Origin of the sequence: Stenotrophomonas sp. PD6, assembly GCF_049199305.1 — a bacterium.
Classification (GTDB): domain Bacteria; phylum Pseudomonadota; class Gammaproteobacteria; order Xanthomonadales; family Xanthomonadaceae; genus Stenotrophomonas.
The window spans coordinates 380,405-396,643 of the sequence record NZ_JBLZQD010000001.1 but is presented as its reverse complement, the minus strand read 5'-3'; the positions used below and the strand labels follow the sequence as shown (position 1 = coordinate 396,643).

12 protein-coding genes are annotated in these 16,239 nt (G+C 68.8%); 6 read left to right on the top strand and 6 right to left on the bottom strand.

The features are described 5' to 3' along the window. The first annotated feature begins 50 nt into the window (after positions 1–50). Positions 51–848: an AraC family transcriptional regulator gene (locus ACOZHM_RS01560; RefSeq protein WP_421567190.1), complete on the top strand. Its 798-nt coding sequence runs from the start codon at positions 51–53 to the stop codon at positions 846–848. Between the two features lie 15 nt (positions 849–863). On the opposite strand, the gene ACOZHM_RS01555 is transcribed toward ACOZHM_RS01560, so the two are convergent. Then, on the bottom strand, positions 864–2,102 hold the full coding sequence (locus ACOZHM_RS01555; RefSeq protein ID WP_421567189.1) for an MFS transporter: 1,239 nt from the start codon (positions 2,100–2,102) through the stop codon (positions 864–866). Positions 2,103–2,320: 218 nt separating this feature from the next. Here ACOZHM_RS01555 and ACOZHM_RS01550 point away from each other — a divergent pair, with 218 nt between their 5' ends. The 3 genes from ACOZHM_RS01550 to ACOZHM_RS01540 all read left to right on the top strand — a co-directional run bounded on the left by ACOZHM_RS01550 (position 2,321) and on the right by ACOZHM_RS01540 (position 5,557). Continuing rightward, complete coding sequence (locus ACOZHM_RS01550) at positions 2,321–3,685, top strand: XAC2610-related protein (protein WP_421567188.1); 1,365 nt, start codon at positions 2,321–2,323, stop codon at positions 3,683–3,685. Positions 3,686–3,752: 67 nt separating this feature from the next. Beyond that, positions 3,753–4,175 (top strand): DUF2231 domain-containing protein, encoded by a 423-nt coding sequence (locus tag ACOZHM_RS01545; protein WP_421567187.1) that lies wholly within the window; start codon positions 3,753–3,755, stop codon positions 4,173–4,175. An 8-nt stretch (positions 4,176–4,183) separates the two neighbouring features. After that, positions 4,184–5,557, top strand: coding sequence for a PQQ-dependent sugar dehydrogenase (locus ACOZHM_RS01540; RefSeq protein WP_421567470.1), 1,374 nt, complete (start codon positions 4,184–4,186; stop codon positions 5,555–5,557). 69 nt (positions 5,558–5,626) lie between these two features. Here the strand turns inward: ACOZHM_RS01540 and ACOZHM_RS01535 are convergent, their stop codons facing one another. The 3 genes from ACOZHM_RS01535 to ACOZHM_RS01525 all read right to left on the bottom strand — a co-directional run bounded on the left by ACOZHM_RS01535 (position 5,627) and on the right by ACOZHM_RS01525 (position 8,661). Next, positions 5,627–6,124, bottom strand: a complete 498-nt coding sequence (locus ACOZHM_RS01535) for a ferritin-like domain-containing protein (RefSeq protein WP_421567186.1) — start codon at positions 6,122–6,124, stop codon at positions 5,627–5,629. Between the two features lie 152 nt (positions 6,125–6,276). Next, a complete protein-coding gene (locus tag ACOZHM_RS01530; protein WP_421567185.1) occupies positions 6,277–7,527 on the bottom strand; it encodes a patatin-like phospholipase family protein in 1,251 nt (416 codons plus the stop codon). A 204-nt stretch (positions 7,528–7,731) separates the two neighbouring features. Then, positions 7,732–8,661, bottom strand: coding sequence for a LysR family transcriptional regulator (locus tag ACOZHM_RS01525; RefSeq protein WP_421567184.1), 930 nt, complete (start codon positions 8,659–8,661; stop codon positions 7,732–7,734). Positions 8,662–8,787: 126 nt separating this feature from the next. On the opposite strand from ACOZHM_RS01525, the gene ACOZHM_RS01520 reads away from it, so the two are divergent. After that, a complete protein-coding gene (locus ACOZHM_RS01520; protein WP_421567183.1) occupies positions 8,788–9,918 on the top strand; it encodes an alkene reductase in 1,131 nt (376 codons plus the stop codon). Here the strand turns inward: ACOZHM_RS01520 and pip are convergent. Both pip and ACOZHM_RS01510 read right to left on the bottom strand, forming a co-directional pair. Beyond that, positions 9,903–10,856 (bottom strand): prolyl aminopeptidase, encoded by a 954-nt coding sequence (pip, locus tag ACOZHM_RS01515; protein WP_421567182.1) that lies wholly within the window; start codon positions 10,854–10,856, stop codon positions 9,903–9,905. The genes ACOZHM_RS01520 and pip overlap by 16 nt on opposite strands. Before the next feature lie 48 nt (positions 10,857–10,904). After that, positions 10,905–11,351: a hypothetical protein gene (locus ACOZHM_RS01510; protein WP_421567181.1), complete on the bottom strand. Its 447-nt coding sequence runs from the start codon at positions 11,349–11,351 to the stop codon at positions 10,905–10,907. Between the two features lie 126 nt (positions 11,352–11,477). Between ACOZHM_RS01510 and ACOZHM_RS01505 the strand changes: the two genes are divergently transcribed. Continuing rightward, positions 11,478–16,217, top strand: a complete 4,740-nt coding sequence (locus tag ACOZHM_RS01505; protein ID WP_421567180.1) for an ATP-dependent helicase — start codon at positions 11,478–11,480, stop codon at positions 16,215–16,217. The last annotated feature ends 22 nt before the right edge of the window (positions 16,218–16,239 follow it).

Here is a 16,239-nt window from a genome sequence, read left to right as displayed (position 1 = left end):
GCGCGTGCGGCGCTAGAGTCAACCGGTGGTTGTTGCGCGGTATTCCCCCCATGCCTCATCGAAAGAAAGACATCCCGCCGGTGCAGGCCGCCGGCCAGCGCCGGCCACTGGGGCCCGAATCCGCCGTGCTGTGCCGGGCGAACGACTATGCGGCCGGCACGGTGATCCCGCTGCACCACCACCCGGACCGCCATCAGCTGGTGTATGCGGCGTCCGGCGTGCTGGTCGTGCAGGCGGGTGCGGGCCGCTGGGTGGTGCCGAGCACGCGGGCGATCTGGATGCCGGCCGGCGTCGGCCACAAGGTGAGCTGCATCGGTGTGGTGCGCATGCGCAGCCTCTACATCCAGCCCGGCGTCATCAAGGATGTCGCCACCCACGCGGCGACTGTGTCCATCACCCCGTTGCTTGCCGAGCTGATCGACGCCGCCGCCAAGGTGGTGCACCCGTACGTGCCGGACTCGCGCGATGGACGCCTGATGCAGCTGATCCTGGACGAACTGCAGGCGCTGCCGGTGCTGCCGCTGCACGTGCCGCAACCGGCCGACCCGCGCCTGCAGCAGATCAGCGACCACTGGGAAGCCGCACCCGATGATGCGTCCACCCTGCAGGACTGGGCAACGCGCCTGGGCGTGGACGCCAAGACCATCCAGCGCCTGTGCGCACGCGAACTGGGTATGACGTTCGGGCAATGGCGCCAGCAGGTCCGCCTGGTCCGCGCGCTCGAACGCCTGGCCCACGGGGACAAGGTCATCGACGTGGCGCTCTCCCAGGGCTACGCCAGCCCGAGCGCCTTCACCGCGATGTTCAAGAAGCGGTTTGGGCAGCTTCCCAGCCAGTTCTTCCTGTAATGCCGACGGGACGAATCACCGCGACGTCTTCGGCAAAAACGCCGTAGCCAACCCCAGCAACGGCAGGAACGAGGTGAAGTGGTACACCCACACGATGCCGTGGATGTCGGCCAGCTTGCCCAGCCCGGCCGCACCGATGCCGCCGATGCCGAACATCAAGCCGAACATCAGCCCCGACACCATGCCCACGCGCCCGGGCACGGCCTCCTGCGCATACACCACCAGGGCAGCGAACGCCGACGACATCACCAGCCCGATCGCAACGGCCAACGCGGCGGTTCCCATCAGATTGGCGTAGGGCAGGGCAAGCGCGAACGGGGCCACGCCGAGGAATGAAATCCAGATCACCGCCTTGCGCCCGATCCGGTCGCCCACCGGGCCGCCGACGAAGGTGCCCAGTGCGATCGAGCCCAGGAAGATGAAGAGATACATCTGGCTCTGCTGCACGCTCAGGTGAAAGCGTTCGATCAGGTAGAAGGTGAAGTAGTTGGTGAACGAGGCGATGTACACGAACTTCGCGAACATCAGCACGGCGATCACCGCCACCGCCTGTACCACCTTGCCGCGACTGAGCCCGATGCCGTGCGAGCGGGCCAGGTTCTTCATCTTGGCCTGCCCGTGGCGCACGGTCCAACCGGTCAGGCGGAACAGCACGCCAATCGCTACCGCGGCGATCAGCAGGAACCAGCCGATGGCGCGCTGGCCATGCGGGATGACCACGGCCGACGCCAGCAGCGGACCGATCGCCGAACCGGTATTGCCACCCACCTGGAACGTGGACTGTGCCGTGCCGAAGCGCCCGCCCGAGGCCATGCGCGCGACACGCGATGCTTCCGGATGGAATGTGGCCGATCCGATTCCCACGATGGCCGCGGCGACCAGCAGCATTTCGTAACTGCTGGCGATGGCCATCAACGCGATGCCGATGAAGGTGGCGACCATGCCCGAGGGCAGCAGGTAGGGCAGCGGGCGCTTGTCGGTGTACATGCCCACCCACGGCTGCAGCAGCGACGCCGTGATCTGGTACACCAGCGTGATGATGCCGATCTGGGTAAAGCTCAGCGCGAACTGGCTCCTGAACATCGGGTACACCGCCGGCAGCAGCGCCTGGATCATGTCGTTGAGCAGATGCGCGAACGCGGCGGCACCGACGATGCGGATCGCAAAACCCTGATGGGCAGGGTCGGTGGCGGCGGGCAGTACGGGCGAAGCGGGGACGGCGGGCGAAGCAGGCGACGCGGTTTCTGTGCTCATGGGACCATTCAACAACAGCAGTGGCGCTGGCCGGCCATGCCGCCGGGTGTCCGGCGCAGGCTCCGGCCCGGACCGGGTGGGGGACAAGCGGAGCAAGAGAGTAGGCCGGTCGCAGGGCGCCGTCTCGCGCGATAGGGACCACTATCGTCGCGATACGGACATTGCGCTTTGCTGCTCCTGCTGTACCGTGGCGTGCCTGCCTGCCACGTGATTGCTGCATGAAAGCCCGCTACGCTGTCTTGCTGCTTGCCACCCTTACCACCCACGCCGAGGCGGGGCCGCTGCTGCAGCCGGGCATCTACCAGCGCATGCCCCAGGCAGCCGAGGTGGATGCATCGGCGCCGCCGGCCGCAGGCGAGGTCAATCACGACACGATTTCCGCCGCGATTCCAGACGCGGCGAAGGTGCGTTACGCCTTCGTGTCGCGCGATCAAGTCGGCGCCCTGAACAAGCTGGTGTTCGTCACCGATCCGGCGTACCGCTACGACATCAACAGCCCCAACCGGCTGTGCCCGGCCTATGCGTTTCCGGACTGGAATGAACGCTCCAATGTGCAGCCGTTCTGCCGAACCAACATCGGCAGCGCCGACAGGGAGGCCGCGCTGGCCTGGACCGACCGCGGCTTCACGGTGCGCTGGGCCGACCAGAAGACGCTGATTCGTACCGAACAGGGTCCCGCCACCCGCAAGCCGACGCCGGATGAGATCGGCGCCTGCGCGGTCGGCGGCGTGTGTGCGCCCGAATCGTACGGCAGCACGCTGCACCACTATCAGGTCACCCACGCCCGCGACGGGTTCATGCTGCAGGCGCCACGGCCCTACATCGATGTGTTCGCGGCGACCGTGGATACGCCGATCTACCCACACGCCGAAGCGGGCCAGGCGCGGGGCACGCTTGCCGCAGGACGGTATGCAGGGGTGCTCAGCTGGGGTCCGGAATGGATAAGCATCGAGGAAGTGTCCGCGGAGGGTTCGCCGACACCGGGCTGGATCCGCCGGGATGACCTTGCCGTCGGCGAGGTGCGTGTTCCGCAACAGGCAGCCACCGACAGCCTGCGCTTCGTCCTGGCCTTCTCGCCCACCGATGACGATCAATCGCAGCTGCAGTCCATCGACATCCTGGATGCCGCGACCGGCCGACGCCAGCAGATCCTGCGCGACATCGATGCCGAGCCGCTGACCCCCGGCGCCGATGTGCTGCAACTGGTGGATGCGAACTTCGACGGCTGGCCCGACCTTAGTGTTCCGGGCTATTCCGGCGGGGCAGGCCCCAATGCCACCCGCAACCTGTTTCTGTTCGATCCGGCGTCCCAGGCGTTCGGGTTCGATCCGGCGCTGTCGGGCCTGCCGCAGCTGGACATCGACCCGGCCACGCGCACCCTCACGTCCTCCTCGCGCGGCAGCTGCTGTTCGCACGCAAGCGAGACCTATCGTTATGTGGACGGGCAGCTCCTGCAGGTGGGCAGCTGGGAGGAATCGTTGTCGGCCGATGGCGAGCATCTGCAGACCACGGTGGGCACCCTGCGAGAGGGCAGGATGGTGTATCGCACGCGCACACGGAAGCTGCCTGCCGAGTGGCGCTGAGTGCATCAAGGCCCCGTCACACCGGCGGTGGCAGGATAACGGCTGAATTCCCCTCCAGGAGACAGCCGTGTCCTCAACCACCGTCGTGACCCGTAATTGGGTCATACATCCCTTCCATGCCGCCGTGCTCGGCGGGGTGCTGCCGCTGTTCCTCGGCGCGCTGCTGGCCGACTACGCCTACTGGAACACCTATGAGATCCAGTGGAGCAACTTCGCCTCCTGGCTGCTGGTCGGTGCGATGGTCATGACCACCCTTGCGCTGCTGTGCGGGTTGATCGGACGCGTTCGCGGCAGCCGCAACGGCTTCTACGTGATCGTGCTGGCGGTGACCTGGATCGTGGGCTTCATCAACTCGCTGCACCATGCACGCGACGCGTGGGCGATCATGCCTGCCGCGCTGCTGTGGTCGGTGATCGTCACGGTGCTGGCGCTGCTGGCCACCTGGTTGGGCTTTGCCAGTGTCCGCGTTCGCGTGGGAGGTGTCCTGTGAACCGCGCAATCGCAACCCCGAAGATCCTGGCGGTCTCCGCCCTCGCCATCGCGTTGACCGCGTGCAGCAGCAAGGCACCGGACATGAACCAGCTGGGTGCCAACCCGGAGCTGCCCAAGCCCCATCGCGGGGTGATGCCCGACATGACCATCGCCCAGCCGACCGCGTGGGGCGACCAGGTGCCGACCGTGCCGGCCGGCTACAAGGTCTCGGCCATCGCCACCGACCTGGCCATTCCGCGGCAGACCCTGGTGCTGCCCAACGGCGACATCCTGGTGGCCGAAGGCCGCGGCGGCAGCGCGCCCAACCTAAAGCCGAAGGACGTGATCGCGGGCAAGATCAAGGCCAAGGGCAATACCCAGGTGAAGAGCGGCAACCGCCTGACCCTGCTGCGCGATGCCGACGGCGACGGTGTCTACGAACTGAAAACGGTGTTCGCCGACAAGCTCAACGCGCCGTACGGGTTGGCGCTGGTTGGCAACGCGCTGTACGTGGCCAACCAGGACGCGCTGGTGCGCTTCGACTATGCCGAGGGCCAGACCAAGGCCAGCGGTGCGCCGGTCAAGGTCACCGACCTGCCGGCGGCGATCAATCACCATTGGACCAAGTCGCTGGCCGCCAGCGCCGACGGTAGCCATCTGTACGTGGGCATCGGCTCCAACAGCAACATCACCGAACGCGGCATGGCGGTTGAGATCGACCGCGCCCAGATCTGGGAGATCGACGCCCAGACCGGCGCGCACCGCACCTATGCCAGTGGCATCCGCAATCCCACCGCGCTGGCGGTGCAGCCCGGCACCGGCGTGCTGTGGGCGGTGGTCAACGAACGCGACGAGATCGGTCCCAACTTGGTACCCGATTACCTGACCTCGGTGAAGGAGGGCGGCTTCTACGGCTGGCCTTACAGCTACTGGGGCAAGAACGTGGACCGCCGCGTGATGCCGCAGAACCCGGAGAAGGTGGCTTCGGCGCTCGCGCCGGACTACGCGCTGGGGTCGCACGTTGCCGCACTCGGCGTGTCGTTTGCCAACCCGGCCGTGGGTGGGAAGTTCAGTGACGGCGTGTTCGTCGGGCAGCACGGTAGCTGGAACCGCAATCCGCCGGTCGGCTACAAGGTGGTGTTCGTTCCGTTCCGTGATGGCAAGCCGGCCGGCGAGGCCATCGACTTCGCGACCGGTTTCCGCACCGACGACGGCAAGACCCGCGGCCGTCCGGTGGGGGTGACCGTGGATCCGCGGGGCGCGGTGATCGTGGCCGACGATCTGGCCAACACGATCTGGCGCATCACGCCGGAGGCTGGCACTGCGGCCGTGGTGCCTGCCGCGGCCTCAACGCCGACGTCAACTCCAACGCCAACGCCAGCGCCAGCGCCAGCGCAGTAAATCGCTCATGGAAACGCCTGCGGCTCCGGCCGCCGGCGTCGTCAAGGCCGTGGCTTCCACTCAGATGGATCAGGCGGCCTTGGCGGCCCCGGAAGGCGCACTCGCCTTGGCAATCAGGGTCAGCTTTTCGTCCGTGGCCTTTTCCTCCGCCAGCGTTTCCAGCAACAGCGGCAGCGCGTCCTTGTAGCCGAGCTGCTTGGCAAGGGCCGCAATGGTGCCGTAGGAAGCGATCTCGTAGTGCTCGACCTTCTGCGCACCGCCGATCAGCGCGGCGTCACGCACCGGGCCTTCCTGGACCTCTTCAATCACCTCCTTGCCTTCCTCGACCAGGCCCTCCATCGCCGCGCACTTGATGCGCTTGAGCTTGATGCCTAGCACCTCCACGACCTTGTCGATGCGCTCCACCTGGCCGAGCGTTTCCTCCAGGTGGGTCTCGAACGCCGCCACCAGTTCCGGGTTGGTCGCGGCGCGCGCAAGGCGGGGGAGCGCCTTGGTCAGCTGCTTCTCCGCGCTGTAGATATCGGAAAGCTCGTGGATGAACAGGTCTTCCATCGTTTTGATCGCCATGGGTGCCGCTCCCGCTGTGAGTGAGAGGCCAGCATGGGCGTCGTGGTGTTATTTGCCGGACGATTCGCGTGAGGGTCCACGCGAGCAACGCGTGAGGTCGAGGCGAAGGCGCGCGCGACGTTCTCCCGGCATAGGCCACGTGCCACCCGCACTCAGGGATCGTCGGCGGGGGTCATCCCGGGCGGTCGCGACAGCCATTGCGGGCCGGCGCGGGCGCGCGCGTAGCCCACGTCGTAGAGCACCTTCATGCGCACCGGATCGAACGTGGTGGCCTCGGGCAACGCGAGCGTGGAGTCGATGGTGACCCAGGCGAACCGCGCATTGTCGCGGCGCGCGTAGGCATACTCGCGGAACAGGTCGCCGATCATGCCGGCCCGACCGGCAACGTCGATGGTGCGGAACGCGATGCCGCGCAGCGAGCGCTCGGCGGGTGCGGAGGCGGCATTGAGCTGGCCGTTGTGGATCAGGAAGGTGTCGTAGGTCGCCGGCGCGCGCGCCATGCGGGTATAGATCCGCTGTGGGTCGATGATACCGGCGTGCAGGAAGATGTTGGCGGCAACAAACCCGTCCACGTGCATCTCGTCGTAGCGCTTGCCATGCGCCTCCACCTCGATCAACACCGGCGGGAAGGCGATGGGAATCGAGGCCGAGGCGAGCATCACGCGGCGGAACAACGCCAGCGCCTCGGGCGATTCGCGGGTGGCGATCAGGCCCATGTTCCAGACCACGAAATGCCGTGCATCCAGATCGGCCGTGCCGATGTACAGGCGCCGCCCGGCGCGGTGCTCGGCGGCGATCTTCGCCAGCAGCGGCGCGTCGATGGCGCGGCCGATCAGCGCCTCCAGCGGCGCCGTGTGGGCGAGGGACTCCCGCCGCAGCAACGCCATCAGCGGATTGCCGGCAGTGAAGACATCGGCATCGGAGGTGGTGGTGTAGAAATGCTTCAGCGCCTGGTCGTAGTCGGCGCCCAGGAATGCATAGGGCGCCATCAGCGCACCCGTGGAGACCCCGGTGACGATCTTGAAGGTCGGGCGCGTACCGGTCGCCGTCCAGCCGTTGAGGAACCCGGCGCCGAAGGCACCGTTGGCGCCGCCACCGGACAGCGCCAGGTGCGGGTAGTGGATACGCCCGTCGCTGCCCACCGGAAAGTCCTCCGGCCGCTCGTCGTGCATCGACTGCTCGAAGTCGAGTTCCATGTCCCGGTTGGGCCGGCCGGCCCAGCCGCGCACATCCGGCATGCCGGGTACGTTGGCCCAGGCCACCTGGTCGGCGGGCACCGGATTGCGGGGCAGGGTAGCGCAGCCACCCAGCAACAGGCAGGCCAGCATCGCCCAGCCGCGCGCAAGGGCCGACACGCCCGAATGGGCGTCAACGGCGCGGCAGCGGGCGGTGATCGCATCCACCAGAGGCCTCGGAGCGAACGAACGCCGCGAGCGTGGCACCCCCGCAGCGCCGGGTCTACAGTAAAACCCGCAACCTCCACCGCCCCGGACACGGTAGAGCCACCCCATGGGTGGCTGCTGCAGCCTCGAACGGAATCGATTGGTCACGAAGGCAAGCCACGCGCGGTGAGTTGTTACGTGCGCAGGACGTCTGTAGCGGTGTGCTCATTGCGCGGCGGCGTCCCAGTGCGGCGGTGAGCCGAAGGCGTTGAGCAGGAACGCTGTCACTTCGCGCACCTTGCGCGAGCGCAGCTTGTTCTCCGGGGAGAGCAGCTGGATGTACGAGGCCTCGGTGGCGACCGAGGCTTCCCACGTGCCAAGCAAGGGCACCAGTGCGTGCTGCGCGAAGCTGTCGTGGTTGAACAGCCAGCTGGGAAACAGCACCACGCCATGGCCTTCGAGCGCGGCGGCGAGTAGCACCTCGGCGTTGTTGCTGCACAACGGGCCACTCACGTTGATGCCTTCGAACGCCTGCGCAGGCGCATCCCGGAAGTACCAGCGCTGGGTGCCGAGCTGGCCCTTGTACAGCAGGCAGCGATGGGCAAGCAGATCGGCGGGACGCTGCGGGGTTCCGTGGCTGGCCAGATACGCCGGGCTGGCCGCCAGGATCTGGCGCTGGACCGCAACGGTGCGCCCGATGAGCCCGGAATCGACCTGCGGGCCAATCCGTACCGTGATGTCCGCGCCTTCCTGCACCGGGTCGATGTAGGCATCGGTGAGCTGCAGTTCGACGTCCAGCGCCGGGTGCTCCGCCTGCAGCGCATTGATCGCCGGCGCCACATGCAGCCGCCCGAAGGCCTCGGGCGCATTGATCCGCAGCCGGCCGCTGAGTGAGCCGTCATCACGGCCCAGATCATCCGCCGCGGCATCCAGCAGGTCGATGGCTTCGCGGGCCTGCTGGTGGAAACGCTCGCCGTCTTCGGTCAGCCGTACCGCACGGGTGCTGCGGTAGAACAGTTGCCGCCCCAGATCCTTCTCCAGCGCGGCGATGAAGCGCGAGACGGACGAGGCCGGCACCCGGAAATGCCGGGCGGTGGCGAGGAAGCTGCGGGTGCTGGCCACCATCAGGAAGTAACGCAGGGCCTTGAGCTGCATGGGTGGCCTCCAGTAATGCGATTTCGGCAATTGTGATTTGCCTGGCAGCCGGATTGTAGCTCTATCGGCATCTGCCTAGCATGGACGCCTGCCCGCAAGCACGGGCCTCTCCCCAGGACACCTGCAATGACCCCCTTGTTCACCCCGTTCGACCTCGCCGGCACGCCGCTGCGCAACCGCGTCGTGATGGCGCCGCTGACCCGCGCCCGCGCGCCCAACGACATCGCCGACGAGCGCATCGCGCTCTATTACACCCAGCGTGCCACCGCCGGCCTGATCGTCAGCGAAGGCACCCCGATCTCGCAGGAGGGGCAGGGTTACCTGTTCAACCCGGGCATCTTCCGCCCGGAGCAGATCGAGGGCTGGCGCCTGACCACCAACTCGGTGCACGCCGTCGGCGGGCGGATCGTGGCCCAGCTTTGGCACGTGGGGCGTGTCTCGCACCCGACCATCCAGGCCGACGGCAGGCTGCCGGTCAGCGCCAGCTCGAAGCAACCGATGGGCGCGCAGGCCTTCGGCTACGACGAGACCGGCACCGCGGCGCTGGTCGCGCCGCCGGCACCCCGCCAGCTGGCCACCGACGAGATCGCGCGCATCGTCGGCGAGTTTGCCCAGGCCGCTGAAAATGCGATCGAGGCCGGCTTCGACGGCGTGGAGATCCACGGCGCGAACGGTTACCTGCACGAGCAGTTCCTGAATCCGCTGGTCAACGACCGCACCGACCAGTACTCGGCCGACACCCTGGAAAACCGCCTGCGCTTCACGCTGGAGGTGATCGATGCCGTGGTGGCCCGCATTGGCGCGGCACGCACCGGCATCCGCCTGTCGCCGTATGGCCAGCTGTTCGACATGCCGCTGCATCCGGCCATCGACGAGACCTACAGCGCGCTGAGCCAGGCGATCGGCGAACGCGGGCTGGCCTTCGTGCACCTGATGGACCAGTCCGGCTTCAAGGTAGGCGACGTCGTCGTGGAACCCGGTGCCGAGAGTGGGTTCCAGGCGCTGCTGCGCACCATCAAGGGCAACCTGCCGAACACGGCACTGATCCTGGCCGGCGGCCTGGACCGTGCACGCGCCGAACAGCTGATCGACGCAGGCTTGATCGACCTCGCCGCGTTCGGCACGCCGTTCATCGCAAACCCGGACCTGGTGGCGCGTCTGCAGAACGGCTGGCCGCTGAACTCCCCGGACCGCACCACCTTCTACGGCGGTGGCGCGAAGGGTTACACCGATTACCCGGCTTACGCAGCGGCCTGATCGGCAAACGCATCGGTGGCGCGCACCAGCGCATCCACCGTGGCCGGCTCGGTCGCGCCGTGCCCGGACAGCACCATCTCCAGCGTCGCTTCCGGCCATGCCTGGGCCAGGTCCCAGGCGCTGCGCGGCGGGCAGATGATGTCGTAGCGCCCCTGCACGATCACGCCGGGCAGGTGGCGGATACGGCCGATGTCGCGCAGCAGCTGGCCGTGCTCCAGGAAGGCGTTGTGGCGGAAGTAGTGCGCCTCGATCCGGGCCTTGGCCAGCGTATCCAGCGGGTCGGCGTCGGAGACGGCGTTGACCTCGTGGACCAGCGTGGCCGCGAAGTCTTCCCAGCCCAGCAAGGCCTGCGCGGCGGCGATCCGGGTGGCACGGTCGTCGCTGTCCATGCGCTGCCAGTAAGCCTCGATCATGTTGCCGTGTTCTTCTTCCGGCAGATGCGCGGCGTAACGCGCCCAGCGCTCGGGGAAGATCCAGCGTGCACCGCCATCGGCTTCGTTGAACCAGCGGTTTTCTTCTGCACGGCCCAGGTACACGCCGCGCACGATCAGGCCGGTGGCACGTTCGGGATACGCCTGCGCGTAGGCCAAGGCGAGCGTGGAGCCCCACGATCCGCCGAACACCAGCCAGCGGGCGATGCCCAACCGTTCACGAACCCGCTCGATATCGTCCACCAGGTGCGCGGTGGTGTTGTCGCGCAGCTCGCCGAACGGCGTGGACCGGCCGCTGCCGCGCTGGTCAATGAGCACGATGCGGTAGCGTGCCGGATCGAAGAAGCGCCGATGCGTGGGTGACACGCCTGCGCCGGGGCCGCCATGCAGGAACACCACCGGAATGCCGTCGGGATTGCCGCATTCCTCCACGAGCAGCGTGTGCAGCGCATCGACCGACAACCGATGTTCGCGGAAAGGGGTAATGGGCGGGTAGAGCGTTCGCATGGAGATGCCTTGTGCGGAGTACCCCACAAGCATAGCCCAGCGCTTCGATCAGTCCCGCTGCACCACCACCATCACATCGCGGGCGGTATCGCGCAGCAGTTCCACGGTGAAGTCTGGCGTGCCGCGCTGCGCGCTGACCACCACATCCACGCCATCGACGACGACGACCCGATAACGCGAGCCGAGCCGCGCGGCCAGGACATCGCGCGTGACGTCGGCCACCTGTGCATCGGTTTCACCGTCGAGCACGGGAATGTCGACATGCATCGGCGAGTCGTCGCTCGGCCAGATCCGGAAGCTGATCGTTCCGTTCGACGCGGCACCCTCGTCGAACGCCACGCGCCAGCTGTTCGCGGGTTTCGGTCGCGCTGCATCGCTACTGCTTTGGACCAGCGGCAACAGGGACTGGGCCTGCGCCCATGAACTCACTGCAGGCAGGACGCACAGCGCGGTCACCGCGAGTGCCGATACCAGGCGTTTGGGGAGGCGGTTCATGCTGGACACCTCGGCGGGAAGGCAACGCCACATTCGTAACGCGGCAGCGCGTACGCCGGCGTGAAACAGGACCTTCAGGCGGATCTGACCGGTATTTTTACGCAGTGACGGGTAATCTGGTTGCCGATGACGCCGCCGTTCTCCGCCCCCCACGCCCTGGCCCCGTTCGAACCCGCCACCCGCGCCTGGTTCGCCGCCGCGTTTCCCGCGCCGACGCCGGTACAGACGGCGGCCTGGGCGTCCATTGCCGCCCGCCAGCACACGCTGGTGATCGCGCCGACCGGGTCGGGCAAGACCCTGGCCGCGTTTCTGCATGCCATCGACCAGCTGTACCGCGTCCGCGAGGCGGAGGCCGGAGCCCAGGGCGATGGTAGCGCGGCGCTGACGCGGCGCACACGCGTCCTTTACATCTCGCCGATCAAGGCGCTGGGCGCGGATGTGCAGCGCAACCTGCAGGTGCCGCTGCAGGGCGTGGATGCCGAGCGCGCCCGCCGTGGCGATCCGCCGATCACGCTGACCGTGGCGGTGCGGACCGGCGACACGCCGCCCGCCGAGCGCGCGCGCATGGTCCGCCGCCCGCCGGACATCCTGATCACCACGCCCGAATCCCTGTTCCTGATGCTGACCTCGCAGGCGCGCGAGACGCTGCGCGACGTGGATACCGTGATCGTCGACGAAATCCATGCGGTGGCCGGCAGCAAGCGCGGCACGCATCTGGCGCTCAGCCTGGAGCGGCTGGACGCGTTGCTTGCCGCGCCGGCGCAGCGCATCGGCCTGTCGGCCACTGTGCGGCCGGTAGACGCGGTGGCGGCGTTCTTGGGTGGCGACCGGCCGGTCAGCGTGGTCGATCCTGCCAGTCCTCGCCAGCTGGACGTGCGCATCGTGGTGCCCGTGGAGGACATGGCCGATTTGCCACCCACGGCGGGACCGGTGGGCGACAAGGAACTGCCCGGGCGGATCGGCTCGATCTGGCCACATGTGGAAGCCAGCATCCTCGACCAGGTGCTGGCGCGGCGCTCCACGATCGTCTTCGCCAACTCGCGCGGGGTCGCCGAGAAGCTGACCGCCCGCCTCAACGAGCTGTACGCGGAACGTATGGCGCGCGACACCGACGAGGCGATGACCACACCCGCGCCGGAACAGTACGGCTCGTACAACGGGGGTACGTCGTCGCGTACCGCCGGTGGCCCGCCGCTGATCGCGCGCTCGCATCACGGCTCGGTCTCGAAGGAGCAGCGGCGCGAGATCGAACAGTCGCTCAAGGACGGCACGCTGCGCTGCGTGGTGGCAACATCCAGCCTGGAGCTGGGCATCGACATGGGCATGGTGGACCTGGTGATCCAGGTGGCCGCGCCGCCGTCGGTGGCCAGCGCGCTGCAGCGCATCGGTCGCGCCAGCCACCAGGTCGGCGGAACCTCCACCGGGCTGGTCTACCCGCGTACCCGCCGCGACCTGATCGACGCCACCGTGGCCATCGAGCGCATGCTGGCGGGGCACATCGAGGCGGTGCAGCCGCCGCGCAACCCGCTGGACGTGCTGGCCCAGCAGACGGTGGCGGCGGTGTCGGTGGAAACGCTGGACGTGGAGGCGTGGTACGCCTGCGTGCGCCGCGCCGCGCCGTACCACGGCCTGCCGCGCAGCGCCTTCGACGCGACCCTGGACATGCTGGCCGGGCGCTATCCCTCCGACGATTTCGCCGGCTTCCGACCCCGCCTGGTCTGGAACCGGCAGACCGGCGAGCTGAGCGCGCGGCCGGGCGCGAAACAGTTGGCGGTGACCAGTGCCGGCACCATCCCCGACCGCGGCATGTACAGCGTGATGCTGCCCGAGGGCGAGGAGCGCGCCGGTTCGCGGCGGGTGGGCGAGCTGGACGAGGAGATGGTCCACGAATCGCGGGTCAACGACATCATCACGCTGGGGGCCACGTCGTGGCGCATCGAACAGATCACCCACGACCAGGTGGTGGTGACGCCGGCCCCGGGTCGCTCGGCCCGGCTGCCGTTCTGGCGCGGCGAGGGCGTGGGCAGGCCGGCGGAACTGGGCGAGGCGGTGGGTGCGTTCCTGGCCACGATGGACGGCGAGGCGGCGGACGGGCAGATCGCGCCCGCACAGCGGGAGCGGTTGCTGGCGTGCGGGCTGCAGCCCAATGCCATCGCCAACATCGTCGGCCTGTTGAACGAACAGCGCGAGGCCACCGGCGTGCTGCCTACCGACCGACGCCTGGTGGTGGAGCGCTGCCGCGACGAATCGGGCGATTGGCGGGTGATGCTGCATTCGCCGTACGGGCGCCGCGTACACGATCCGTGGGCGCTGGCGCTGGCCGGGCGCATCCAGGAGCGCTGGGGCATCGACCCGGCGGTGGTGGCCAGCGACGACGGCATCATCGTGCGTATCCCGGATTCCGCTGGCCGCCTGCCGGGTGCCGAGTTGTTCCTGTTCGATCCCGAGCGGCTGCGCCGCGACGTGACCCAGGCCGTAGGCGGTTCGGCACTGTTCGCCGCGCGATTCCGTGAGTGTGCCGCGCGCGCCCTGCTGTTGCCACGGCGCACGCCGGGGCGCCGCTCGCCGCTGTGGCAGCAGCGGCTACGTGCCGCCGAACTGCTGGCGATCGCGCAGCGCTACCCGGACTTCCCGATCCTGGTCGAGGCCGCGCGCGAGGTGTTGCAGGATGCCTACGATCTGGATGCGCTCGATGCCGTGATGCAGCGCCTCACCCAAGGCGGTATCGACATCGCCGAGGTCACCACCGAGGTGCCGTCGCCGTTCGCGGCGAACCTGCTGTTCGGCTACGTCGCGGAATTCATGTACGGAACCGACGTGCCGCTGGCCGAACGCCGCGCGTCGGTGCTGTCGCTGGATGCGGCGCTGCTCGGCGATCTGCTCGGCCAGGTTGAGCTGGGTGAGCTGCTCGATCCGCAGGTGGTGGAGCAGGTGGGACGCGAACTGCAGCGGCTCGCGGCCGACCGCCACGCGACGGGCAAGGAAGGCGTGGCCGATCTGCTGCGCGAGCTGGGGCCGCTGAGCACGGCGGACGTGGACGCGCGCCTGCACGACACCGGTAGCGCCGCCGCGCACCTGCAGGCGCTGCAGCGCGAGCACCGCGCTTTCCCGCTGCTGCTTGCTGGCCGTGACTGCTGGGCGGCCGTGGAAGACGCCGCACGGCTTCGCGACGCGCTCGCCGTGGTGTTGCCGCCGGGGTTGCCCGATGTGTTCCTGCAGCCGGCAAGCGACCCGCTCGGCGAGCTGTTGGCCCGCTATGCACGCACCCATCCGCCTTTCACCACGGCCGCTGTCGCCGGGTATTGGGGCCTGGGCGTGGCGGTGGCCGATGCGGCATTGGAGCGCCTGGTTGAGCAGGGCAAGGTGCTCAATGGTCATTTTGGCGCCACCACGGCGGATTCGCATCCACTGGCCCGGCGCGAGTGGGTCGGCGAGACGGTATTCCAACGCCTGCGTCTGCGCTCGCTGCAGGTTGCGCGCGAGGCGACCCGGCCGGCGAGTCGCGAGGCCTATGCCACGCTGCTGCTCGAGCGGCAGGGGCTGGTCGCCGACGCGACCGTCGCGAACCGTGCCAATGCGGTACCGACGCACGGCGCGCTGCACGGCAGCGACGGTGTACTGCGCGTCGTCGAACTGCTGGCCGGCGTGCCGCTGCCGGCCTCGGCGTGGGAGCAGCAGATCCTGCCGGCGCGCGTGGCGGACTACGCGCCCGCGATGCTCGACGAAGTGCTGGCCACCGGTGCGGTGGTGTGGGCTGGGCACGGGCGACTGGGCGACGACGACGGGCTGGTGTCGCTGCACGTGCAGGAACTTGCCGCCGAGACGTTGCCGGCACTACCGGCGGAGGCGCCGCCGGCGCTGCAGGCAACCCTCTTGGCGGTGTTGGCCGACGGCGGTGCCTACTTCGCACGCCAGCTGGCGGTGGCGGTGCAGGCGCGGCAGCGGACGTCGGGTGCGGCTGAGAACGTGGATGCGGACGCGCTGCAGGCCGCGCTGTGGGAGCTGGCGTGGGCAGGGTGGGTCACCACCGACCTGTGGACGCCGCTGCGCCATCTGTCCGGTCCCCGGGCGGTACGCCCGCGGGTGAGTACCTCGGCGCGGCAGAGTCGCTTCGCGCGGGGCAGGGCGATGATGATGGATCCGCTTGCCGGCGACGGAATGGCGCCGGTGACGGGCACGTTGAGCGCGGCAACACTGGCGGGGCGCTGGTCGCTGCTGCAGCGCGCACCGGTCAGCGACACGGTACGCGCGGTGGCGCTGGCCGAGGGGCTGCTGGAGCGGCACGGCATCGTGACCCGTGGCGCGGCGATCGCCGAAGGCATTGCCGGCGGCTTCCCCGCGCTGGTGCAGGTGTATCGGGGCATGGAGGACGCGGGCCGCGTGCTGCGCGGGCGCTTCGTGGACGGCATGGGCGGCGCGCAGTTCGCCGAACGCGGGCTGGTCGATGCGCTGCGCACCGTGGCGGACGCACAGCGTGCCGATGCTCCTGGCATGAGCGTGGGCCTGTCGGCGGTGGACCCGGCCAATCCGTTCGGGCCGGTGCTGCCATGGCCGGCGCACCGCGCCACGTTGCGGCCGGTGCGCCGCGCAGGCGCGCTCGTGGTGATCGGCGGTGGGCGGTTGCGGCTGTACCTGGCGCAGGGCGGCCGCCAGTTGTTGACCTGGCTCGATCCTGCCGCGCCTGAGGCGGAGGCCGCGATGGTCGCGGCGGCGCAGGCACTGGGCATCGCGCTGCGCCGTAGCCGGCGTAGCCCGTTCACGTTGGAACTGATCGACGACGCGCCGGTGAAGCGCGACGCGCTGAGCGAGGCACTGCGTGCGGCGGGGTTCTCCCGCGCGCCGAAAGGTCTCGACTGGAGCGGCTGACATGACCCAGTAGATTTACTGG